This window comes from Enterobacter sp. kpr-6 (genome assembly GCF_900116015.1).
In the GTDB taxonomy this organism is placed as follows: domain Bacteria; phylum Pseudomonadota; class Gammaproteobacteria; order Enterobacterales; family Enterobacteriaceae; genus Enterobacter_D.
The window spans coordinates 726,645-748,080 of the sequence record NZ_FOYH01000001.1 but is presented as its reverse complement, the minus strand read 5'-3'; the positions used below and the strand labels follow the sequence as shown (position 1 = coordinate 748,080).

Sequence of the window (21,436 nt, the reverse complement as noted above, 5' to 3'; positions counted from 1 at the left end):
GGGGTTGTTAATCGGGTTAGGGAGAATACATGCGAACCCTTTGGCGCTTTATTGCCGGATTCTTTAAATGGACGTGGCGACTGCTCAACTTTGTCCGCGAGCTGGTACTCAACATTTTCTTTATTTTGTTGATCCTTGTGGGCGTGGGCGTCTGGATGCAACTGAGCGGCAGCGAAAAAGCGGAACAGACCAGCCGCGGCGCGCTGTTGCTGGATATCGCCGGTGTGGTGGTCGATAAGCCGTCCAGTAGCAATAAACTGGGTGCGCTGGGCCGCCAGTTCTTTGGCGCAAGCTCTGACCGCCTCCAGGAAAACTCCCTGTTTGATATTGTCGATACCATTCGCCAGGCGAAAGAGGACCGCAATATCACCGGGATTGTACTGGATCTGAAAAACTTTGCCGGGGCGGATCAGCCCTCCATGCAATACATCGGTAAAGCCCTGCGCGAATTCCGCGACAGCGGTAAGCCGGTTTATGCCGTGGGCGATAACTTCAGTCAGGGCCAGTACTACCTCGCGAGCTTCGCCAATAAAGTCTACCTCTCGCCGCAGGGCGTGGTGGATCTGCACGGCTTTGCGACCAACGGCCTCTATTACAAGTCGCTGCTCGACAAGCTGAAAGTCTCGACGCATGTGTTCCGCGTCGGCACGTATAAATCTGCCGTTGAGCCGTTTATCCGCGATGATATGTCCCCTGCCGCGCGCGATGCCGACAGCCGTTGGGTTGGCGAACTGTGGCAGAACTACCTGGCGACGATTGCCGCTAACCGCCAAATCACCCCGCAACAGGTGTTCCCTGGTGCGAAAGGCGTGCTGGATGGCCTGAGCAAAACGGGTGGCGATACAGCGAAATACGCGCTGGATAACAAACTGGTGGATGTACTGGCATCGAGTGCCGATGTGGAAAAAGTGCTGACCAAACAGTTTGGCTGGAGCGATAAAGATAAAAACTATCGCGCCGTCAGTTACTACGATTACAACCTGAATAAACCGGCCGATGTGGGCGACAGTGTGGCAGTGGTCTTCGCCAACGGTGCGATCATGGACGGGGAAGAAACACCGGGCAATGTGGGCGGCGACACGACCGCGTCGCAGATCCGCGATGCGCGTCTCGACCCGAAAGTGAAAGCGATCGTCCTGCGCGTCAACAGTCCTGGCGGCAGCGTCAGCGCATCGGAAGTGATCCGCGCGGAACTGGCGGCAGCGAAAGCCGCCGGCAAACCGGTGGTGGTGTCGATGGGCGGCATGGCGGCGTCGGGCGGGTATTGGATCTCCACACCGGCGAGCTACATTGTGGCGAACCCGAGCACGCTGACCGGCTCTATCGGCATCTTTGGGGTGATCAATACGCTGGAAAACAGCCTGGATTCCATCGGCGTGCACACTGATGGCGTGGCGACCTCGCCGCTGGCGGATGTGGCGATCACAAAAGCCCTGCCGCCGGAAGTGCAGCAGATGATGCAGCTCAGCATTGAGAACGGCTATAAGCGCTTTATTACTCTGGTCGCCCAGTCACGTAATAAAACGCCGGAGCAGATCGACCAGATTGCCCAGGGGCACGTCTGGACGGGTGAAGATGCGAAGAGTAACGGTCTGGTTGACGCGCTGGGTGATTTTGACGATGCCACCGCGAAAGCGGCACAGCTCGCCAAACTCAAGCAGTGGCACATCGATTATTACCAGGATGAGCCGGGCTTCTTTGATCGGGTGATGGACAGCATGAGCGGTTCCGTCCGTGCGATGCTGCCACAGGCGTTGCAGGCGTATCTGCCTGCGCCGCTGGCCGAAGCCGCGCAAACGGTGAAAGCCGAAAGCGATAAGCTCGCCGCCTTTAACGATCCCCAGAACCGCTACGCATTCTGTCTCACCTGCGCTAACGTTCGATAATCCTCATCCCCTCAGCAATGAGGGGATTTTTTCAGGCTTTTAAAACACCATGCACAAAAAATCGATTTATGTCGCCTACACCGGCGGGACCATTGGTATGCAGCGCTCTGAACAGGGCTACATTCCGGTCTCCGGTCACCTGCAACGCCAGCTCGCGCTGATGCCGGAGTTCCATCGCCCGGAGATGCCGGATTTCACTATTCATGAATATGCCCCGCTGATGGATTCATCGGATATGACGCCGCAGGACTGGCAGCATATCGCTGAAGATATTAAATCGAACTATGACCTCTATGACGGCTTTGTCATCCTCCACGGTACAGATACCATGGCGTTTACCGCGTCGGCACTGTCGTTTATGCTGGAAAATCTCGGCAAGCCGGTAATTGTGACAGGGTCACAAATTCCGCTGGCAGAATTGCGCTCGGACGGGCAAATCAACCTGCTTAATGCGCTGTACGTGGCGGCGAATTATCCGATTAATGAAGTTTCACTGTTCTTCAATAATCGTCTCTATCGCGGTAACCGCACCACCAAAGCCCATGCCGATGGCTTTGACGCATTTGCCTCCCCCAACCTGCAACCGCTGCTGGAAGCGGGGATTCATATCCGCCGTCTCAATACCCCGCCCGCCCCGCACGGTGAGGGTGAACTGATTGTGCATCCAATCACCCCGCAGCCGATTGGCGTGGTGACGATTTATCCGGGGATCTCAGCCGACGTGGTGCGTAACTTTCTGCGCCAGCCGGTGAAAGCGTTAATTCTGCGCTCGTATGGCGTGGGTAATGCGCCGCAGAACGGCGAGTTTTTGCAGGAACTGGCAGAAGCCAGCTCGCGGGGGATTGTGGTGGTGAACCTGACTCAGTGCATGTCCGGCAAGGTCAATATGGGCGGCTACGCCACCGGAAACGCGCTGGCGCATGCAGGCGTGATCGGCGGGGCTGACATGACGGTTGAGGCAACGCTGACTAAACTTCACTATCTGTTAAGTCAGGGGCTGGATGCGGATGCCATCCGCCAGGCGATGACGAAAAACCTGCGCGGCGAACTGACGCCCGATGAGTAAGGAGCGGATGATGACAAAACGAGCGTTGTTATTAGTCGATATTCAGAATGATTTTTGTGCGGGCGGCGCGCTTGCCGTCCCGGAAGGTGACAGCACGGTGGATGTGGCGAATGCGCTGATCGACTGGTGCAAAGCCCGGGGCGATGCGGTGGTCGCCAGTATGGACTGGCACCCGGCGGATCACGGCAGTTTTGCCAGTCAGCACAATGTAGAGCCGTATACCCAGGGGCGGCTTGATTCCCTGCCGCAAACGTTCTGGCCGGATCATTGTGTCCAGGATACCGAAGGGGCCGAACTGCACCCGCTGCTGAAGCATAAAGCTATTGATGCGGTGTTCCACAAAGGCGAAAACCCGCAGATTGACAGCTACAGCGCGTTTTTTGATAACGGGCATAAGCAGAAAACGCAGTTAGACGAGTGGCTGCGCCATCATGAGATTTCTACGCTGATTGTGGTGGGGCTGGCGACGGACTACTGCGTGAAGTTTACGGTGCTGGATGCGCTGTCGCTGGGATACAGCGTGAACGTGATTACCGATGGATGTCGTGGGGTGAATTTGAATCCGCAGGACAGCGCACAGGCGTTTATGAATATGTCAGCGGCGGGGGCGACGCTATATACGCTGGCGGACTGGGTGGAAACGCAGGGGTAAGAATTTGCACACCCTCACCCCGGCCCTCTCCCTGAGGGAGAGGGAGAGGGAGAGGGAGAAAAGCGGGTCCGCATCCGACTTAAGAAAACGGGCCGCGCTCGATCTGTCCCCTCTCCCCTGGGGAGAGGGTCAGGGTGAGGGGGAAAATCAAAAACTACTTAAACGTCGCAATCGGCTTTGGCGCAATACCGAAATCTTCTTTCAGTTGCTGCTTACTCTTCATCACCATCTCACCACGGGTATCAATCGTCATATGCTGAGCGTCCGTGTTATGGCGCGCCTGCCACATCATCACCAGCTGCAGGCTATTTTCTTTTTGTTCAGGCGTCAGCGCCACACCGTCAGGCCATTTTCCCAGCTCTACCGCCGTGGCAAGACGCTGATACACTTCCGGCGTCATACTGCTAATTAGCTCATCCATATTCACGATTTTTCATCTCCGAATGGAATAGTTAGCTGAATCGTTTCATTAGCCTTTAATTTGCTCACCGCTATCATCATCGGTGAAGCTCAGCGAGGCTGAATTGACACAAAAACGCTCGCCTGTTGGCTGCGGGCCATCGGGGAAAACATGCCCCAGATGCGCGTCGCAATTCCCACAGCGGATTTCTGTGCGCTGCATGCCGTGCGTGTAATCGTTCAGGTAACGGATAGCGTCATCGCTGACCGGCTCATAAAAACTGGGCCAGCCGCAGCCGGAATCGTACTTAGTTTGCGCGTTGAATAACGGTGCATCGCAAATGAGACAATGGTAGACGCCGTCGCGCTTGTTATGCAGCAGACGCCCGGTAAATGGCGGCTCCGTGCCGTGATTCTGCGTCACGTAAAACTGCATTTCTGTAAGATTTTTTTTCAGATCGTCCGAAGAAGAATCGTTAGCCATATGCTCACTTCTCACATTGGGAATTTCACTTCTTTTCGCTGATTCTAACAAAACATTAACACCCGTGCGTGGACTTTTGTTCTAAACTTAGTCGTTGCGAAAATGCAGCCAGGTAATTGTGATCTAATTCACATTTTTATCTTGCGCGACCTTTAAAATTCCACGCGGCAGCCCCATGTGGGTAATTGGCCAATGGAATAGTGAGGCGGCTCAGTCGCGCAAAGGTTGTGCACAGGATTGATTTGTCGCAATGATTGACACGATTCCGCTTGACGCTGCGTAAGGTTTTTGTAATTTTACAGCCAACCTTTTATTCACTAACAAATAGCTGGTGGAATATATGACTATCAAAGTAGGTATCAACGGTTTTGGCCGTATCGGTCGCATTGTTTTCCGTGCTGCTCAGGAACGTTCTGACATTGAAATCGTTGGTATCAACGATCTGTTAGACGCTGAATACATGGCGTACATGCTGAAATATGACTCAACTCACGGTCGTTTCAATGGCACCGTAGAAGTCAAAGACGGCCATCTGGTTGTTAACGGCAAAACCATCCGTGTTACCGCTGAAAAAGACCCGGCTAACCTGAAATGGGACGAAATCGGCGTTGACGTTGTTGCTGAAGCTACCGGTATCTTCCTGACCGACGAAACTGCTCGTAAGCACATCACCGCTGGCGCGAAAAAAGTCGTTCTGACTGGCCCGTCCAAAGACAACACCCCGATGTTCGTTCGCGGTGCTAACTTCGACGCGTATGCAGGTCAGGACATCGTTTCCAACGCATCTTGCACCACTAACTGCCTGGCTCCGCTGGCAAAAGTGATCAACGACAACTTCGGTATCGTTGAAGGCCTGATGACTACCGTTCACGCAACGACTGCAACTCAGAAAACCGTTGATGGCCCGTCTCACAAAGACTGGCGCGGCGGCCGTGGCGCAGCTCAGAACATCATCCCGTCCTCTACCGGTGCTGCTAAAGCTGTAGGTAAAGTACTGCCAGAACTGAATGGCAAACTGACTGGTATGGCGTTCCGCGTTCCGACTCCGAACGTATCTGTTGTTGACCTGACTGTTCGTCTGGAAAAATCAGCATCTTACGAAGAAATCAAGAAAGCAATCAAAGCGGCTTCTGAAGGCGCAATGAAAGGCGTTCTGGGTTATACCGAAGATGACGTGGTTTCTACCGATTTCAACGGTGAAATCTGCACTTCCGTATTCGACGCGAAAGCAGGTATCGCTCTGAACGACAACTTCGTGAAACTGGTTTCCTGGTACGACAACGAAACTGGCTACTCCAACAAAGTTCTGGACCTGATTGCTCACATCTCCAAATAAGTTGAGATGAGAACCTAATCCCAAAGAGCGACTTCGGTCGCTCTTTTTTTTTGCATCAAAGACAGAGGATTGAGGAATATCTACATGATTAGTAAAATTTTTGCTCTTCCGGTCGTCGACCAGATCACCACTACCCTTTCCCGCCGGGCAATGGATGAACTGGACGTTATTGTTGTTGATCATCCGCAGGTGAAAGCGTCATTTGCTTATCAGGGCGCGCACCTGCTCTCCTGGAAACCAGCCGACAGCGAAGAAGTGCTGTGGCTGAGCGGTAACACCCCGTTCAAACACGGTGTGGCGCTGCGCGGCGGTGTGCCAATCTGCTGGCCATGGTTTGGCCCGGCGGCGAAAGAAGGCCTGCCGGCTCACGGTTTTGCCCGTAACCTGCCGTGGACGCTGAAAGCGCACAATGAAGATGAGAATGGCGTGGTGCTGACGTTTGAACTGCAAAGCAGTGATGCAAGCCGTGAATACTGGCCGCATGACTTCACGCTGTATGCCCGCTACAAGCTCGGTAAAACCTGTGAAATCGAACTGGAAGCGCACGGCGAGTTTGAAACTTATTCCGCGCTGCATACCTATTTCAACGTGGGTGACATCAGCGCAGTGAAAGTCAGCGGTCTGGGCGATCGTTTTATTGATAAAGTGAATGGTGCGAAAGAAGACGCGCTGACTGACGGCGTGCAGACTTTCCCGGACAGAACTGACCGTGTTTACCTGAACCCGGAAGCATGCAGCGTGATCCACGATGCCGCGCTGAACCGCAGCATTGAAGTGATTCATCATCATCACTTTAACGTGGTTGGCTGGAATCCAGGCCCCGCGCTGTCTGCCAGCATGGCCGATATGCCCGATGACGGTTACAAGACCTTTGTTTGCGTGGAATCTGCCTGCGCAACGAAGGCACAGAAAACAACGGAAGAAAAACCGTCTCGCCTCGCGCAGACGATCCGGGTTGTGAAGCGTTAAGAGCGCTGAAGTTTTCCCCTCACCCTAACCCTCTCCCCCAGGGAGAGGGAACAGATCGAGCACGGACTGCCCTTCCCCTCTCCTTTGGGAAAGGGGACAAATCGAGCACGGACTGCCCTTCTCCCTCTCCTTTGGGGAGAGGGCCGGGGTGAGGGGCCTCCTACACCATATCCAGCCGCGTTTTACGCCCCGGTGCCGGAAACGCCTTATCCAGCATCGCCAGCTCTTCCACAGAGAGCGTCAACTCCAGTGCCGCCGCGTTATCTTTCACATGCTCCACGCTGGCTGCTTTTGGAATCGCCATCACCCCCGCATGACTTATCACCCACGCCAGCAGCACCTGGGCGCTACTCACCTGATGTGCATGGGCAATTTCACATACCGTGCGGTTTTCCAGCAGACCATCACGCAGGCGTCCGGCTTGTGCCAGCGGGCAGTAGGCCATGATCGGCATCGCCTGTTGCTGGCACCACGGCAACAGATCAAACTCAATGCCACGTGAGGCAAGGTGATACAGCACCTGATTGGTGGCGCAGGCCTTGCCGCCGTCCACATTCCAGAGTTCCTGCATGTCGGCATAATCCAGATTCGACACTCCCCAGCGGCGGATTTTGCCCTGCTGGGTCAGCGTCTCCATCACCTCCACCGTCTCTGCCAGCGAGTAGTTTCCCCGCCAGTGCAGCAAATAGAGATCGAGGTAATCGGTACCGAGCCTGCGTAAACTGGCTTCACAGGCGGCAATCGCTTTTTGCCCACCGGCATTCCACGGGTAGACTTTCGACACCAGAAACACGCGGTCACGAAAGCCGTTAATCGCCTCGCCCACCACCTCTTCAGCACCGCCGTCAGCATACATTTCAGCGGTGTCGATAAGCGATAACCCGGCGTCAATACCTGCACGCAGTGCGGAGACTTCACGCGAACGCTGGCTGGCGTTCTCGCCCATAAACCAGGTCCCCTGGCCCATTGCCGGAAGCCTGACATCACCGTTAAACACAACCTGTTTATCTGTCATTTGCCCCTCCTGTAATGCTCCCCACCATAATGCAAAAAGGGCGCAACGCGCCCTGGTATTTTGCACAAATTGTCGGTATCAGAAGCTGTAGGTCACACCCGCTGAGAGCGCGCCTGCCCAGGACTTATCCACCATCGGGCTGTCTTTCACTTCGCTCGACAGATGGGTATAACGTCCGAGGCCATACACGCTCCAGTCGTCGGTCAGCTTGTAGCTGGCGCTAAGTTCCAGATACGGGCTCCAGTCGCTGTCCGCCTCGTAACGGTCAAGGCCGCTGCGACGGGCTTCACGGCGCGACACGCCATAGTAGTAGTCGTTGAGGTTTTCGCTGCTCCATTCAACACCGATCCCTGGGGTCAGCGTCAGGCCGCCGTTGGTATAGCGATAAAGCCACGCCAGATCCCAGGAAATCCCGTTGCTGTTATCCAGCGTATCGCCCGCAAGCGAGGTGCGCAGGAAACCGTACGGGGTGTTATGAACGTAAGACAAACCGGCCATCAGCGTCGCTTTGCGCTTATCAAGCTGGCGTAGCTGCCAGTTGTCGCTGTCTTTTGGTTTGAACTCAAACGGGGAGTAGTAGGCCATGATCGACAGCTTATCGCTCTCGTCATTCCACAGGTAATAGCCGCCACCCAGCCCACGGAACCAGAAGTTTTCGCTTTCATAGGTGATAACCGGAAGGGGGCGAACCTCGCTATCGTAATCCTTATAAGGCGATTCGAGGACACCAACACCGGCACCTACAGAGACGTGGCTGTCAGCCATGGCGGGTGAAACTGAGGCAGCAATAAGTGCGCCGAGTGTCAGAACTTTGAATTTGGTCACAATCCATTCTTTCCTGTCGTCAAATAATCTGCGGGAGAAGTGTAACCGCCCACGCCTGCCATCCCAAATTTTTTTACCTGAATATTACAAAACTAAACTCTTTATTTTACTTACCCTGAATGACAGCCGCTTTGCAATAAGATGACAGCAAAATGAACCGCCGATCGCACTGTTCAAATAAAAGCAAAAAAAATCGGATGAGTTATTGATATGTCATTGAAAGTGGAATGGGCCCGCAGGCAAGTTTTGAAAATGCCATCTACGCTTAATTTTAAGAAGGTGTACCACGAACTCGTACCTCCGGGCGTTAACAACCTGGCACAAGGGTTGCTGTCACTGAGAAGCGTGTTCAGTCTACGACTTCCGGGAGCCCACACTATTCATATGAACGGCTCTTTTCCTGTGCTAAAAAACGAAAGGACGGCATGCCATGAATATATTCGATCACTATCGCCAGCGTTATGAAGCTGCCAAGGACGAAGAGTTCACACTGCAGGAGTTTCTTGCTATTTGCCGGCAAGATCGCAGTGCCTATGCTAATGCGGCAGAAAGGCTATTAATGGCCATTGGTGAACCTGTAATGGTGGACACTGCCCAGGAGCCACGGCTTTCCCGTCTCTTTTCGAACCGTGTGATTGGACGCTATCCGGCGTTTGAAGAATTTTATGGTATGGAAGATGCCATCGAGCAGATCGTTTCCTACCTCAAACACGCCGCCCAGGGACTGGAAGAGAAGAAACAGATCCTTTATTTACTCGGCCCGGTCGGTGGCGGTAAATCGTCTCTCGCCGAGCGCCTGAAATCCCTGATGCAGCGGGTACCGATCTATGTGCTGAGCGCCAACGGCGAACGCAGCCCGGTCAACGATCACCCGCTGTGCCTGTTTAACCCGCAGGAAGACGCCGCCATTCTGGAAAAAGAGTATGGCGTGCCCCGCCGCTACCTCGGCACCATCATGTCGCCGTGGGCGGCAAAACGCCTGCATGATTTTGGCGGCGATATTTCCAAATTCCGGGTAGTGAAAGTCTGGCCGTCCATTCTTGAACAAATCGCCATCGCCAAAACGGAACCGGGCGATGAAAACAACCAGGACATCTCCGCGCTGGTAGGGAAAGTGGACATCCGCAAACTGGAAAACCACGCGCAAAACGATCCTGACGCCTACGGTTATTCCGGTGCATTGTGCCGCGCCAACCAGGGGGTAATGGAATTCGTCGAGATGTTTAAAGCGCCGATTAAGGTACTGCACCCGCTGCTGACCGCCACCCAGGAAGGGAACTATAACGGTACGGAGGGGATCTCCGCCCTGCCCTTTAACGGCATTATCCTCGCGCACTCCAACGAATCGGAGTGGGTGACCTTCCGTAATAACAAAAACAATGAGGCATTCCTTGACCGTGTTTACATCGTCAAAGTGCCTTATTGCCTGCGGATTTCGGAAGAGATCAAGATTTACGAAAAACTGCTTAACCACAGTGAGCTGACCCACGCGCCGTGCGCGCCGGGCACCCTGGAAACCCTGTCGCGCTTCTCGATCCTGTCGCGTCTGAAAGAGCCGGAAAACTCCAGCATCTATTCAAAAATGCGCGTCTATGACGGTGAAAGCCTGAAAGACACCGATCCGAAAGCCAAGTCCTACCAGGAATACCGCGATTACGCAGGTGTAGATGAAGGCATGAACGGTCTTTCCACCCGTTTCGCCTTTAAAATCCTCTCCCGCGTATTTAACTTCGACCATGCGGAAGTGGCCGCTAACCCGGTGCACCTGTTCTATGTGCTGGAGCAGCAGATCGAGCGCGAGCAGTTCCCGCAGGAGCAGGCCGAGCGCTATCTGGAATTCCTCAAAGGCTATCTGATCCCGAAATATGCCGAGTTTATTGGCAAAGAGATCCAGACCGCCTATCTGGAATCCTATTCCGAATACGGGCAGAACATTTTCGATCGCTACGTCACCTACGCTGACTTCTGGATCCAGGATCAGGAGTATCGCGATCCGGACACCGGGCAGCTCTTTGACCGTGAATCGTTAAATGCCGAGCTTGAAAAAATCGAGAAGCCCGCCGGGATCAGCAACCCGAAAGACTTCCGTAACGAGATCGTCAACTTTGTGCTGCGCGCCCGCGCCAACAATAGCGGCCGCAACCCTAACTGGACGAGCTACGAAAAACTGCGCACGGTCATTGAGAAAAAAATGTTCTCCAATACCGAGGAGCTTCTGCCGGTCATCTCGTTTAATGCAAAAACCTCCACGGATGAGCAGAAGAAACACGATGATTTTGTCGATCGCATGATGGAAAAAGGCTATACCCGCAAACAGGTGCGTTTGTTGTGCGAATGGTATTTGCGCGTGCGTAAATCGTCATAAATCAGTTGCCCGTTTTCTGCCGGGCTTACAATAACACTCCGTAGGCCGGGCCAGCGGCAGCGCTGCCCGGCACCTGGAGGATCTGCGAACAGTTGGCAGTACGGAGGGCTTATGACCTGGTTCATAGACCGGCGTTTGAACGGCAAAAACAAGAGCACGGTGAACCGCCAGCGCTTCTTGCGCCGTTATAAATCGCAAATTAAACAGTCGATTTCCGGGGCCATTAACAAACGCTCGGTAACCGATGTGGAGAGCGGAGAATCCGTCTCCATCCCCTCTGAAGATATCAGCGAACCGATGTTTCATCAGGGGCGCGGCGGCCTGCGCAACCGCGTTCACCCCGGCAACGACCACTTCGTCCAGAACGATCGCATTGAACGTCCCCAGGGGGGCGGCGGTGGCGGTGGAAGCGGTCAGGGACAGGCCAGCCAGGACGGTGAAGGCCAGGACGAATTTGTTTTTCAAATTTCCAAAGATGAATATCTGGATCTGCTGTTTGAAGATCTGGCCCTGCCGAATCTGAAAAAGAATCAGCAGCGCCAGCTAAACGAGTACAAAACGCACCGCGCGGGCTACACCTCGAACGGCGTCCCGGCCAACATCAGCGTCGTCCGCTCGCTGCAAAACTCGCTGGCGCGACGCACGGCGATGACGGCGGGTAAGCGTCGCCAGTTGCGTGAACTGGAAGAGAATCTCGATACCGTCGCCAAAAGCGAACCGGTGCAGTTGCTGGAAGAAGAGCGGCTGCGCAAGGAAATCGCTGAACTGCGCGCCAAAATCGAGCGGGTGCCGTTTATCGACACCTTTGATTTACGTTACAAGAACTACGAGAAACGCCCGGAGCCGTCGAGCCAGGCGGTGATGTTCTGTCTGATGGACGTTTCCGGCTCCATGGATCAGGTGACCAAAGACATGGCGAAGCGTTTTTATATTCTGCTCTATCTGTTCCTGAGCCGGACCTATAAGAACGTGGAGGTGGTTTACATTCGCCACCACACCCAGGCCAAAGAAGTGGATGAACATGAGTTCTTCTACTCGCAGGAAACCGGGGGAACCATTGTCTCCAGCGCGCTGAAACTGATGGATGAAGTGGTCAAAGATCGCTACGACCCGGCGCAGTGGAACATCTATGCCGCGCAGGCGTCGGATGGGGATAACTGGGCCGATGACTCCCCGTTGTGCCACGAAATTCTGGCGAAGAAAATCCTGCCGGTGGTGCGTTACTACAGCTATATCGAAATCACCCGCCGTGCGCACCAGACGCTGTGGCGCGAATATGAACATTTGCAGGCGATGTTTGAAAACTTTGCCATGCAGCACATTCGCGATCAGGATGATATCTATCCGGTGTTCCGGGAACTGTTCCATAAACAGTCGGCAGATTCCCACAACTAATCTGCCGCTTACCCGCCAGTGAACGCCCGTTCACTGGCGTTTTTGTATCTGAAAATCTTACCGCCAGCCCGATCGTTCCAGGATCAGCACCGACACCACCAGCACGGCAATAATGGCAAAAAATAACGAGGTGATAAGCAGCGTTTCCACAAGCATGGGATCGTTCATAGTCCACCTGACGTTTTTTTAGACGATGCGCTACTATGCCCTGAAAATGGTGACAATTTCATGACGTTTTTTCACGCCGATGCGCGTACAGTAAGCAGGCTTATATTTTGGCCAGGAACGACCGGGATGTTTGATACTACATTACTTATTTTACTTGCTCTTGCCGCGCTGGGGTTTGTCAGCCACAACACCACCGTCGCCGTCTCTATTCTGGTGCTGATCATTGTGCGGGTGACGCCGCTCAACACCTTCTTCCCGTGGATTGAAAAACAGGGGCTGTCGATTGGCATCATCATTCTGACCATCGGCGTGATGGCCCCGATTGCCAGCGGCACCCTGCCGCCCTCCACTTTGCTGCACTCTTTTGTGAACTGGAAATCGCTGGTGGCGATTGCCGTCGGCGTGTTTGTTTCGTGGCTGGGCGGGCGCGGCGTCACGCTGATGAGCGCACAACCCTCGCTGGTGGCGGGCCTGCTGGTCGGCACCGTGCTGGGTGTGGCCCTGTTCCGGGGCGTGCCGGTCGGGCCACTGATTGCCGCAGGCCTGGTCTCGCTGCTAATTGGCCGGCAATAACGTCCGGCGCTGCCAGCGCCTGACCGACTGTTCCAGCAGGCTACAGAGAAGGTAGTAAACCAGTCCGGTGAAGATAAACAGCGCCGCCGGGTAAACCTGCACCCGGCTGTTAACCTGCCCGGCAACGGTGGTTAACTCCGGGACGTTGACGATAAACGCCAGCGAGGTGTCTTTCAGCAGCGCAATCAACAGCCCGACGTAAGACGGCAGTGCGTTTCGCAACGCCTGCGGCAACAGCACCCAGCGCAACCCTTGCAGGCTACTGAATCCCCCGGCGACAGCCGCTTCATATTGCCCTTTCGGCAGCGCCCCCAGCGCGGCAAGCGTCGAGTACATCACCGATGCGGAGGTAAACCACGCCAGCGCCAGGGTGACTGTCACAGCACCCGGCAGATCCGCCCCGGTCAGCGCGGGCAGCAAAAACCACAGCCAGAAAATCACAAAAATCAGCGGTATACCCCGGATCAGTTCCGCCCAGACAAACAGCACCCTGCGCGGCCAGCCCGAAAAGCGCCAGGCGCAGCAGGCGAGCATAATACCAGCGGGAAAAGCCAGCGCCGCTGCACCGAGCGTCATCAGCACCGACAGCAGCACCCCGCCCGGCTCGCCCTGTGCCGCCCGCCCCCACAGCAGGTAATCCAGATTATCGGTAATGACCGTAATATTAGCGATCATGTTGCACCTCCCTGCGCGCGACCGTATCTGCCTGCCGCTGCGCCCGCCACCACAGCGGCGCGTTGAACAGCAGGCTCATCACCAGCCCCAGTAGCAGATAGAGCGCACTGCCGATGGCGAAAGCTTCCAGCGCGTGCGCGTTATAACTTTCGATCTGCCGGGTCTGGTACGTCAGTTCAGCAAAACCGATCCCGGTCGCCAGCGAGGAGAGCTTCATCAGATTCAGATACTGCCCCACCACCGGCTGCCAGGCGTTTTTTAACCCCTGTGCCAGCAATACGTGACGAAACAGCGCCAGTTCGCTAAAGCCCTGCGATCGCGCCGCTTCGGTCTGCCCTTTCGGCACAGCGTGCAGCCCGGACTGGATCTCCTCCACCAGAAAGGCCGCGGTAAACAGCCCCAGCGCCCAGGCCGAGCTCAGAAATTCCGGGGTAAACCACCACACGTCGCCGGGCAGAATGCTAAAGACGTGATCGTCATTGACGTACTGGCGAAACGCCTGCGGCAGCACATTCCAGGCGGCGAAATACCAGAACAGCAGTTGCACCAAAAGCGGCGTATTGCGAAACAGCGACACCCACACCGCCACCAGCCCGCGCCCTACCCGACCGCCCGCCAGCCGTAAGGCCAGCAGCAGCACGGTTAACAGCGTTGCCAGCACCGTTCCGGCGAGCGTGACCCAAACGGTGGTGAGGAAACCTGAAATAATCCACTGAAGCGGCTGCCCGGTCAGCACCCCGGCCCAGTCAAGATGCAGATTCATCACCGATCCTTGTTTCAGCATGCAGCGGATTGAACACTTTTTGCAGGAACCGCTGCGCGCGCGGGTGCTGTGGCGCGGTAAAGAACTGTTCCGGCGTGGCCTGCTCCAGAATGTGTCCACCGTCGATAAACACCACCCGGTCGGCGATCTCGCGGGCAAACTGCATTTCGTGCGTCACCACAATCAGCGTCATTCCGCTGTGGGCCAGCGATTTCATCACCTGGAGCACTTCACCAATCATCTCCGGATCGAGCGCCGAGGTCGGCTCGTCGAACAAAATGATGTGCGGCTTTGCAGCCAGCGTGCGGGCAATCGCCACCCGTTGCTGTTGCCCGCCGGAGAGCTGCGCCGGAAAATGCTGCGCCTTATCCCCCAGGCCGACACGCTCAAGCAGGGCCAGTGCTGTGTGTTGCGCCTCAGCCTCTGACTGACCGTGCACTTTGGTCAGCGCGAGAGTGATGTTATCCAGCGCATTGAGGTGGGCGTAGAGATTAAACTGCTGGAAGACAAACCCGACCTGGCGGCGGATTTGGCGCAGCGCGCGCCCTTTGAGCTGGCTGGTCGGGTGACCATCAATATAGATTTCCCCGCCGGTGACAGTTTCAAGCTGATTAATCAAACGGATTAAGGTCGATTTTCCCGAGCCGGACGGCCCGCACACGGCGATCACCTCGCCTGCACGCACCTGCAAATCAATCCCGTCCAGCACCTGATGATCGCCATAGCGCTTACTGACCTGACGAAATTCGACCGTGCCTTTTTGCACGGAACACACCTCCGGGGCAGAGGCCACGGAGGTGGAGAATAAACCAGCAAACATATTACTTCGCTTCTATTTTAAAGCTGCGCGGCTGCGGGGTTTTGGTCTGTGGGCCAAACCAGGTGTCGTAGATGTTGGCGGCATCACCGTTCTGCTCAAGTTTCACCAGTTCGTCATTCACCGCTTTCAGCAGCGCCGTTTCACCTTTGGTGACGCCCACGCCGATCTCTTCTTTAGAGAGCAGATCCGGCAGGATTTTAAACTTCGCTTTGTCCGGCGCTTCCGCCAGCAGACCCGCCAGAATGGTGCTGTCCTGCGTGATCGCCTGCACATTACCGTTACGCAGCGCGGTCAGCGCCAGTGGAATATCGTCATACGCCAGCACGCGAGACTGCGGGAAACGCTGGTGCAGCGCCTGCTCACCGGTGGTGCCTTTCACCGCGCCGATGCGCGCTTTGCTGTAAGCGTCGAGGGAGTCTTTGCCGTCAGCCGGGACCAGGAATTGCTGTCCGGTCACAAAATAAGGCACAGAGAAATCGATCACCTGTGCGCGTTCCGGGGTAATGGTGATATCGGCGACAATCAGATCCACTTTACCCGACTGCAACAGCGGAATACGGTTTGCCGGGTTGGTCGCCACCAGTTCCAGCTTCACGCCGAGGCTTTTCGCCAGCGCTTTAGCAAAATCCACGTCATAACCCACGATATCGTGCGTTTTCGGATCGATCGCGCCAAACGGTGGGTTGGCATCAAAGGTGGCGACTTTTACGACACCTGCCGCTTTGATGTCGGCTAATTTATCGGCGTGCGCAGCAAAAGAGAGCGTTGAAAGCAGTGCCAGCGCGGTGAGCGCGCCTGTTTTTTTTATGTGCTTAAAGGTTGCCATGCTGATCCTTATATCCCTGTTATTTTAAATTCAGGGCTAAAGTCACATAACCGCATTGGTCCGACAAATATCAAAAAGTGCATTAGATATCGAAAAAAGTTATGAAAAGCAGAATTGCCAGATGAATAACTTATTTAAGTCCAACCTTCAGATTATTTCGCATAAGACCTTACTTAATAAACGGAAATATAAGCACAATATATTTACGGGTTAATCAGCGATGCCAGATAACGGCCAGGCGTCTGACCGAGGCCTTTTTTAAACATGGTAATAAACGCGGTGGTGGAATCGTAGCCAAGCGTATGCGCAACCTGCTGCACCGACTGACCGGCTATCAGTTGCCGGATGGCGAGGATAAGCTGTAGCTGATGTCGCCAGCGGCGAAAGCTCAGGCCGGTTTCTTTCACCACCAGGCGGGCGAGATTGCGCTCGCTCATGGCAAACAGGCTGGCCCACTGGTTGAGCGTTTGCCACTGGGCAGGCTGGCTGGCCATGGTATCGACCATCTGACGGATTTTAGGATGGGCTGACACGGGCAAGTGCAGGTGCGTTTGTGGCTGCTGCGGTAACTCATCAAACAGCACCTGAACCAGACGCTGCCGGGCCGGGTCCCGCTTCGTCGGGCGGGTCGCCAGCGCCATGATCAACTCACGCACCAGCGACGAAATTTTGAGGGTGCAACAATAATCGGGCATCTCCACCGCCCCCGGCTCAATAAACAAAAAGCAGAGCCTGGCGTCGGGCGTGGCCCGGTTGCTGTGCGGATACTGGCCGGGTATCCACACGGCATATTGCGGAGGCACCATCCACAGTGCGTTTTCCACCTCACAGGTAATGGCCCCCGACAGCGCCAGGATAAGCTGGCCTTTGCGGTGATAATGCTGCGGGATGTACTGCTCGCTGGCCGCAACGTGAATACAAAACGCCGTTGCAGCGTCAGCGTGGCGGTCCGGCTCATAGCCGTCAAGTCCAAGTCCTGGCATAAATTTGTCCGGTTTTAGCGATATTCTGTCAATTTAGCTTGATTTCATCATCTCTGAAAACCGCTAAGGTACGTACTGATTTTTGGAATGAGAAGACAATGATTAAGGTCACCCCCTCTTTAGCCCGGCAAAATATCGTACTCATACTCGGTATGTTGCTGATTGCCACCACCCTTCGCGTCACCTTTACCGGTGCGGCACCGCTGCTGGACGCGATCCGCAGTGACTATGGACTTTCTACCGCGCAAACCGGGCTGCTCACCACGCTGCCGTTGCTGGCCTTTGCGCTGGTTTCACCGCTGGCGGCGGGCATTGCCCGGCGTATCGGTATTGAGCGCAGCCTGCTGCTGGCCCTGCTGCTGATCTGCGCGGGTATTGCCCTGCGTTCCCTGCCGGTTCCGGCGCTGTTATTTACCGGCACGGCCGTGATTGGCTGCGGGATCGCGCTGGGTAACGTGCTGCTTCCGGGTCTGATCAAGCGTGATTTTGCCGGTCAGGTGGCAAAGCTGACCGGCGCGTACTCGCTCACCATGGGGGCTGCGGCTGCGCTGGGCTCAGCGCTGGTGGTTCCGCTGGCGTTAAGTGGATTCGGCTGGCGCGGCGCGCTGCTGGCCTTAATGGCGTTTCCCCTGCTGGCCCTGCTCTTCTGGCTGCCGCAGATGCGTAAACAACATATGCCAGCCACCCTCACCGCCTCCGGCGGGCTGCATAACCGGGGTATCTGGCGCTCATCACTTGCCTGGCAGGTGACGCTGTTTTTAGGTCTTAACTCGCTGATTTATTATGTGATTATCGGCTGGCTACCCGCGATACTGCAAAGCTACGGCTACAGTGAAGCACAGGCAGGATCGCTGCACGGACTACTACAACTGGCAACCGCGGCACCTGGCATTTTGATCCCGCTGATATTGCACCGGTTACGCGATCAACGTTATATCGCCGTTCTGGTGGCGCTCATGTGCGCGGTGGGCACGGTAGGCCTGTGGCTGTTACCGTCGCAGGCGATCCTGTGGACGCTTATTTTTGGCTTCGGATCGGGGGCAACGATGATCCTCGGACTGACCTTTATCGGCCTGCGCGCAAGTTCCGCACATCAGGCGGCGGCCCTGTCAGGCATGGCGCAATCGGTGGGTTATCTGCTGGCGGCCTGCGGGCCACCGCTGATGGGCAGCCTGCATGACACGCTGGGGGACTGGCATCTCCCGCTGCTGCTTTGCGCACTGTTATCCGCGCTGATGGCAGCGTTTGGCGCGTATGCCGGGCGCGATCAGGAAATCAGCGCCCGGTAAAGACTCAGTTGCTGGCGGCGCGCAACAGCGCCTGCACCAGCGGCACAGGCCGCCCGGCCAGCGCGCCCCGCTCGTGCTGGAACAGGGTGGTCACGAAGAACGGATGGGTGACCAGCTCAACGGCACGGATCTCCCCCTCTTCATCCCAGCCGGTGACGCGCAGATCGCCGGTTTCCAGTTCGTCAGCAAAATCACCGGAGACGCCGAAGCTGCAATGGTAACCCTCTTCGATGCTGTCGCGGCCATAGGCTTTGGCAATCAGCGTATTCGGGCGCAGCTCAACCACGCCGGTTTGTTCGACCAGCGAGCAGAGCAGCGGCGTGATCACCATCCGGCCACTGGCGTCGGTTTCAGCATGGGCGGCATCTTCCCAGTCCATGACGTTACGGGCGTATTCGATCATGGCGTGCTGGAATCCGCCGCAGGTGCCAAGGAAAGGAATGCTGTTTTCGCGGGCGTAGCGGATGGCGGTAAACGCACCATCGGCATTTTTATACGGGCTTGCAGGCACAACCCAGATGGCGTCATAGCCGACCAGATCTTCGCCACTGGTCACCTCTTCCGTTGCCAGCCAGTCATAATCAGCGGTGATGTTTAAAACGGCGGCGGCATCGTCGATAGCCAGCGGAATAGCCTGATGCGCGGCAACGTCAGGATTGTAATCACCGACAAGCGCGATACGCAGGGTTTCTTTGGATGGCGTGGTTTCCATGCAAGGTTCCTTATGTGGAGCAATTTTCAGATAACATAAGGCACCTCAAACTACCGATCTTTTGTCGATTTCACAATACCTTAAACAGGTAGCCTGCGATTAAAAGCATTTGCCCGCAGGATGTATTACCCTGACGGAAATCCGTTAAAGAAAGCCCCGTTGAATGAAAACAAAGATACTGGTCAGCGCCTGCCTGATGGGATGTAAAGTGCGCTATAACGGCAGCGATAAAAGTGAACTGACCGCAGCCCTGCAACACTGGCATCAGGAACAGCGGCTGGTGATGCACTGCCCGGAACTGGCCGCCGGGCTGCCTGTTCCCCGTCTGCCCGCTGAAATCGTCGGCGGCAATGGCGCGGACGTAATGCGCGGAGCCGCACGAATTGTGGAAAGCGATGGTCAGGATGTCACAGGCCACTATCAACTGGCGGCGTGGCTGGCGCTGCGTGCCGCGCAGGACGCGGGTTGTGTTGCCGCCCTGCTCACCGACGGCAGCCCCACCTGCGGCAGCGAGGTGATTTATGACGGCAGTTTTAGCGGCAGCCAGCAGCCGGGCATGGGCGTGGCGACGGCCCTGCTCAGGGCGCACGTAATTGCCGTTTTTTCACAGCACCAGATCCCTGAACTCATCAACTGGGTGAATGAGCGGGAGCGATCTTCATGATTTCTCCATTGTTGCCACCGCTTTTCGCGCTACAGTCGTTCTGTTCTCAGCCAACCCTGAGAATAAAATATCATTCCGTAATAAATGTATTTTTTGCCCCGATTTAACCGCGGGGCTTTTTTATGCCCGCGATCGGTGCCCCCGAATTTCACATTCCCCTACTAAAACACGATATATGAAATTTTTGATATTCATGTTTTACTATGCGGCCGTTTAAAAATTCAGCATAAGTACCCTCGCGGTCAGTCCCGGAGTTAGTCATCGTTATGTCAGATATCATCCTTGCTCGCGTCTCAGAAACCCTCTCCTCAGAACAAACCGTTGAAAGCCTGGTGCGGCAGCTTCTGGAAATGCTGGAACTGGTGACCGAGATGGAATCAACCTATCTGACAAAAATCGACCTGGAGAGCCGTTTGCAACAGGTTCTCTATGCCCGTAACAGCAAATCGATGAACATTCCCGAAGGGCTTTCTGTGCCCTGGGGCGACACGCTGTGCAAACGCGCGATGGACGAAAGCTGTTTCTTTAGCGAGGACATTAGCCAGAAATGGGGTGACAGCCAGGCCGCAGCGGCGCTTGGGATCAAATCCTACCTCAGCACACCGATTCATCTGTCTGATGGAACGCTGTACGGCACCCTGTGCGCTGCCAGCAGCGACACCCATTCACTCAGCGTGCGGGCCAATCAGGTGCTGCACCTGTTCGCCGGGCTGATTGCCCAGGCCATTCAAAAAGAGTCGCTGGTAGCGCAGTTGCGTGAAGCGAATGCGGCGCTGATCGCCCACTCTTATACCGATCCGCTGACCGGCCTGCCCAACCGCCGGGCGATTTTTGATAATCTCACCACCCTCTTTTCGCTGGCCCGCCACCTCGATCTTTCCGTGATTATTGCCTTTATCGATCTCGATAATTTCAAAACCATTAATGACGATTATGGTCATGAAGCGGGTGACGCCTTTCTTATCCAGGTCGGCGAGCGCATTTTGCGTCTGTGCCAGGCCGACGACATCGCTGGCAGGCTGGGCGGCGATGAGTTTATGATCGCCTGTCCGGGCAACCCGCGCGATAGCGACACGCGTACCGATCTGGCAGCCATGAAAGCGCGTCTGCATGGACAAATCGCCGGCGAGTATTCCCTGGGCCAGGTGCGTATTTCCTACCCTGGCGCAAGCATTGGCATTATTGAGGTTGATCCGACGCAAAGCGATCCTGATAGCGCGTTGCGACAGGCAGATGTTGCGATGTATCAGGAGAAAAAAAGTAAGCACAAAACCCCGTTTATCCGGCTGGATTAACCCGGCGGGTCATGGCAAGGTAGCCGACACATTTTAATTTGCCCTGTTCGCTGGAGAACACTGTGAAAAAGACCACCATTATTATGCTTATTGTCGCCATCGTTGTTGTCGCCGGAACGCAATTCGGCTGGTGGTAACCCTTATTTATTTTGGTTAAGTAAAACCTTATGCCAGTTAACAGGCTGGCGTGGGTTTTACCCTCTTATTTACTTTACGAAAATAATCCTCAGCTTATTGCCCGCGCGGTGATTAAACGCGTTTCGGGCCATAGCCGCT

At 55.4% G+C, this 21,436-nt stretch carries 23 protein-coding genes; 12 read left to right on the top strand and 11 right to left on the bottom strand.

Annotation, left to right across the window (positions count from 1 at the left end):
• The first annotated feature begins 29 nt into the window (after positions 1-29).
• From sppA to pncA, 3 genes are read left to right on the top strand one after another with little or no spacing between them, the layout of a single operon-like run.
• Positions 30-1,886, top strand: coding sequence for a signal peptide peptidase SppA (sppA, locus tag BM373_RS03510; protein WP_090459493.1), 1,857 nt, complete (start codon positions 30-32; stop codon positions 1,884-1,886).
• Positions 1,887-1,935: 49 nt separating this feature from the next.
• On the top strand, positions 1,936-2,952 hold the full coding sequence (gene ansA, locus BM373_RS03505) for an asparaginase (RefSeq protein WP_090459491.1): 1,017 nt from the start codon (positions 1,936-1,938) through the stop codon (positions 2,950-2,952).
• 10 nt (positions 2,953-2,962) lie between these two features.
• Positions 2,963-3,604, top strand: coding sequence for a bifunctional nicotinamidase/pyrazinamidase (pncA, locus tag BM373_RS03500; RefSeq protein ID WP_090459489.1), 642 nt, complete (start codon positions 2,963-2,965; stop codon positions 3,602-3,604).
• 154 nt (positions 3,605-3,758) lie between these two features.
• Here the strand turns inward: pncA and BM373_RS03495 are convergent, their stop codons facing one another.
• The gene (locus tag BM373_RS03495) at positions 3,759-4,025 is read right to left on the bottom strand and encodes a YeaC family protein (RefSeq protein WP_371261080.1); all 267 of its coding nucleotides are present in this window, start codon (positions 4,023-4,025) and stop codon (positions 3,759-3,761) included.
• 48 nt (positions 4,026-4,073) lie between these two features.
• The gene (gene msrB, locus BM373_RS03490; protein WP_090459484.1) at positions 4,074-4,487 is read right to left on the bottom strand and encodes a peptide-methionine (R)-S-oxide reductase MsrB; all 414 of its coding nucleotides are present in this window, start codon (positions 4,485-4,487) and stop codon (positions 4,074-4,076) included.
• 340 nt (positions 4,488-4,827) lie between these two features.
• Between msrB and gapA the strand changes: the two genes are divergently transcribed.
• Entirely contained in the window at positions 4,828-5,823 is a 996-nt protein-coding gene (gene gapA, locus BM373_RS03485) for a glyceraldehyde-3-phosphate dehydrogenase (RefSeq protein WP_090459481.1), read from the top strand.
• An 84-nt stretch (positions 5,824-5,907) separates the two neighbouring features.
• A complete protein-coding gene (locus BM373_RS03480) occupies positions 5,908-6,792 on the top strand; it encodes a D-hexose-6-phosphate mutarotase (RefSeq protein WP_090459479.1) in 885 nt (294 codons plus the stop codon).
• 160 nt (positions 6,793-6,952) lie between these two features.
• Here the strand turns inward: BM373_RS03480 and BM373_RS03475 are convergent, their stop codons facing one another.
• Both BM373_RS03475 and BM373_RS03470 read right to left on the bottom strand, forming a co-directional pair.
• Positions 6,953-7,807 carry an aldo/keto reductase gene (locus BM373_RS03475; protein ID WP_090459476.1) on the bottom strand — a complete coding sequence of 285 codons (855 nt, stop codon included), beginning with the start codon at positions 7,805-7,807 and terminating at the stop codon, positions 6,953-6,955.
• Between the two features lie 78 nt (positions 7,808-7,885).
• A complete protein-coding gene (locus BM373_RS03470; protein WP_090459474.1) occupies positions 7,886-8,632 on the bottom strand; it encodes a MipA/OmpV family protein in 747 nt (248 codons plus the stop codon).
• A gap of 430 nt (positions 8,633-9,062) precedes the next feature.
• On the opposite strand from BM373_RS03470, the gene yeaG reads away from it, so the two are divergent.
• Together yeaG and BM373_RS03460 are read left to right on the top strand one after the other, a co-directional pair.
• Positions 9,063-10,997: a protein kinase YeaG gene (gene yeaG / locus BM373_RS03465; RefSeq protein ID WP_090459472.1), complete on the top strand. Its 1,935-nt coding sequence runs from the start codon at positions 9,063-9,065 to the stop codon at positions 10,995-10,997.
• Positions 10,998-11,108: 111 nt separating this feature from the next.
• Positions 11,109-12,392 (top strand): YeaH/YhbH family protein, encoded by a 1,284-nt coding sequence (locus BM373_RS03460; RefSeq protein WP_090459470.1) that lies wholly within the window; start codon positions 11,109-11,111, stop codon positions 12,390-12,392.
• 57 nt (positions 12,393-12,449) lie between these two features.
• Here the strand turns inward: BM373_RS03460 and yoaI are convergent, their stop codons facing one another.
• Positions 12,450-12,560 (bottom strand): small membrane protein YoaI, encoded by a 111-nt coding sequence (gene yoaI, locus BM373_RS21770; RefSeq protein WP_090459468.1) that lies wholly within the window; start codon positions 12,558-12,560, stop codon positions 12,450-12,452.
• 126 nt (positions 12,561-12,686) lie between these two features.
• Here yoaI and BM373_RS03450 point away from each other — a divergent pair, with 126 nt between their 5' ends.
• On the top strand, positions 12,687-13,133 hold the full coding sequence (locus BM373_RS03450) for a DUF441 domain-containing protein (protein WP_090459466.1): 447 nt from the start codon (positions 12,687-12,689) through the stop codon (positions 13,131-13,133).
• On the opposite strand, the gene BM373_RS03445 is transcribed toward BM373_RS03450, so the two are convergent.
• The 5 genes from BM373_RS03445 to BM373_RS03425 all read right to left on the bottom strand — a co-directional run bounded on the left by BM373_RS03445 (position 13,116) and on the right by BM373_RS03425 (position 17,200).
• On the bottom strand, positions 13,116-13,808 hold the full coding sequence (locus BM373_RS03445) for an amino acid ABC transporter permease (RefSeq protein WP_090459464.1): 693 nt from the start codon (positions 13,806-13,808) through the stop codon (positions 13,116-13,118). The genes BM373_RS03450 and BM373_RS03445 overlap by 18 nt on opposite strands.
• Entirely contained in the window at positions 13,798-14,571 is a 774-nt protein-coding gene (locus tag BM373_RS03440) for an amino acid ABC transporter permease (protein ID WP_090459462.1), read from the bottom strand. The genes BM373_RS03445 and BM373_RS03440 overlap by 11 nt, the downstream gene beginning before the upstream one ends.
• Positions 14,555-15,391 (bottom strand): amino acid ABC transporter ATP-binding protein, encoded by an 837-nt coding sequence (locus BM373_RS03435; protein WP_090459459.1) that lies wholly within the window; start codon positions 15,389-15,391, stop codon positions 14,555-14,557. The genes BM373_RS03440 and BM373_RS03435 overlap by 17 nt, the downstream gene beginning before the upstream one ends.
• A 1-nt stretch (position 15,392) precedes the next feature.
• Positions 15,393-16,217: an ABC transporter substrate-binding protein gene (locus BM373_RS03430; RefSeq protein WP_090459456.1), complete on the bottom strand. Its 825-nt coding sequence runs from the start codon at positions 16,215-16,217 to the stop codon at positions 15,393-15,395.
• A gap of 203 nt (positions 16,218-16,420) precedes the next feature.
• Positions 16,421-17,200, bottom strand: coding sequence for an AraC family transcriptional regulator (locus BM373_RS03425; protein ID WP_090459453.1), 780 nt, complete (start codon positions 17,198-17,200; stop codon positions 16,421-16,423).
• Between the two features lie 98 nt (positions 17,201-17,298).
• Here BM373_RS03425 and BM373_RS03420 point away from each other — a divergent pair, with 98 nt between their 5' ends.
• Complete coding sequence (locus tag BM373_RS03420; protein ID WP_090459451.1) at positions 17,299-18,489, top strand: CynX/NimT family MFS transporter; 1,191 nt, start codon at positions 17,299-17,301, stop codon at positions 18,487-18,489.
• 4 nt (positions 18,490-18,493) lie between these two features.
• Here the strand turns inward: BM373_RS03420 and BM373_RS03415 are convergent, their stop codons facing one another.
• Entirely contained in the window at positions 18,494-19,201 is a 708-nt protein-coding gene (locus BM373_RS03415; RefSeq protein WP_090459448.1) for a CTP synthase C-terminal region-related (seleno)protein, read from the bottom strand.
• A 163-nt stretch (positions 19,202-19,364) separates the two neighbouring features.
• Here BM373_RS03415 and BM373_RS03410 point away from each other — a divergent pair, with 163 nt between their 5' ends.
• The 3 genes from BM373_RS03410 to yoaJ all read left to right on the top strand — a co-directional run bounded on the left by BM373_RS03410 (position 19,365) and on the right by yoaJ (position 21,297).
• Positions 19,365-19,865 (top strand): 2-thiouracil desulfurase family protein, encoded by a 501-nt coding sequence (locus BM373_RS03410; protein WP_090459447.1) that lies wholly within the window; start codon positions 19,365-19,367, stop codon positions 19,863-19,865.
• A 266-nt stretch (positions 19,866-20,131) separates the two neighbouring features.
• Positions 20,132-21,160, top strand: a complete 1,029-nt coding sequence (locus BM373_RS03405) for a sensor domain-containing diguanylate cyclase (RefSeq protein WP_090459445.1) — start codon at positions 20,132-20,134, stop codon at positions 21,158-21,160.
• A 62-nt stretch (positions 21,161-21,222) separates the two neighbouring features.
• Complete coding sequence (gene yoaJ / locus BM373_RS21910; RefSeq protein WP_143102621.1) at positions 21,223-21,297, top strand: protein YoaJ; 75 nt, start codon at positions 21,223-21,225, stop codon at positions 21,295-21,297.
• Positions 21,298-21,436: the final 139 nt, after the last annotated feature.

Excerpts from the sequence above, each read along its gene's own strand:
- yoaI (WP_090459468.1), bottom strand. The coding sequence starts at position 12,560 with ATGAACGATCCCATGCTTGTGGAAACGCTGCTTATCACCTCGTTATTT.
- BM373_RS03450 (WP_090459466.1), top strand. The coding sequence starts at position 12,687 with ATGTTTGATACTACATTACTTATTTTACTTGCTCTTGCCGCGCTGGGG.
- BM373_RS03425 (WP_090459453.1), bottom strand. The coding sequence starts at position 17,200 with ATGCCAGGACTTGGACTTGACGGCTATGAGCCGGACCGCCACGCTGAC.
- BM373_RS03475 (WP_090459476.1), bottom strand. The coding sequence starts at position 7,807 with ATGACAGATAAACAGGTTGTGTTTAACGGTGATGTCAGGCTTCCGGCA.
- BM373_RS03445 (WP_090459464.1), bottom strand. The coding sequence starts at position 13,808 with ATGATCGCTAATATTACGGTCATTACCGATAATCTGGATTACCTGCTG.
- BM373_RS03460 (WP_090459470.1), top strand. The coding sequence starts at position 11,109 with ATGACCTGGTTCATAGACCGGCGTTTGAACGGCAAAAACAAGAGCACG.
- BM373_RS03435 (WP_090459459.1), bottom strand. The coding sequence starts at position 15,391 with ATGTTTGCTGGTTTATTCTCCACCTCCGTGGCCTCTGCCCCGGAGGTG.
- BM373_RS03480 (WP_090459479.1), top strand. The coding sequence starts at position 5,908 with ATGATTAGTAAAATTTTTGCTCTTCCGGTCGTCGACCAGATCACCACT.
- BM373_RS03420 (WP_090459451.1), top strand. The coding sequence starts at position 17,299 with ATGATTAAGGTCACCCCCTCTTTAGCCCGGCAAAATATCGTACTCATA.
- yeaG (WP_090459472.1), top strand. The coding sequence starts at position 9,063 with ATGAATATATTCGATCACTATCGCCAGCGTTATGAAGCTGCCAAGGAC.
- BM373_RS03405 (WP_090459445.1), top strand. The coding sequence starts at position 20,132 with ATGTCAGATATCATCCTTGCTCGCGTCTCAGAAACCCTCTCCTCAGAA.
- BM373_RS03440 (WP_090459462.1), bottom strand. The coding sequence starts at position 14,571 with ATGAATCTGCATCTTGACTGGGCCGGGGTGCTGACCGGGCAGCCGCTT.
- BM373_RS03415 (WP_090459448.1), bottom strand. The coding sequence starts at position 19,201 with ATGGAAACCACGCCATCCAAAGAAACCCTGCGTATCGCGCTTGTCGGT.
- msrB (WP_090459484.1), bottom strand. The coding sequence starts at position 4,487 with ATGGCTAACGATTCTTCTTCGGACGATCTGAAAAAAAATCTTACAGAA.
- BM373_RS03410 (WP_090459447.1), top strand. The coding sequence starts at position 19,365 with ATGAAAACAAAGATACTGGTCAGCGCCTGCCTGATGGGATGTAAAGTG.
- gapA (WP_090459481.1), top strand. The coding sequence starts at position 4,828 with ATGACTATCAAAGTAGGTATCAACGGTTTTGGCCGTATCGGTCGCATT.
- pncA (WP_090459489.1), top strand. The coding sequence starts at position 2,963 with ATGACAAAACGAGCGTTGTTATTAGTCGATATTCAGAATGATTTTTGT.
- BM373_RS03430 (WP_090459456.1), bottom strand. The coding sequence starts at position 16,217 with ATGGCAACCTTTAAGCACATAAAAAAAACAGGCGCGCTCACCGCGCTG.
- sppA (WP_090459493.1), top strand. The coding sequence starts at position 30 with ATGCGAACCCTTTGGCGCTTTATTGCCGGATTCTTTAAATGGACGTGG.
- BM373_RS03495 (WP_371261080.1), bottom strand. The coding sequence starts at position 4,025 with ATGGATGAGCTAATTAGCAGTATGACGCCGGAAGTGTATCAGCGTCTT.
- ansA (WP_090459491.1), top strand. The coding sequence starts at position 1,936 with ATGCACAAAAAATCGATTTATGTCGCCTACACCGGCGGGACCATTGGT.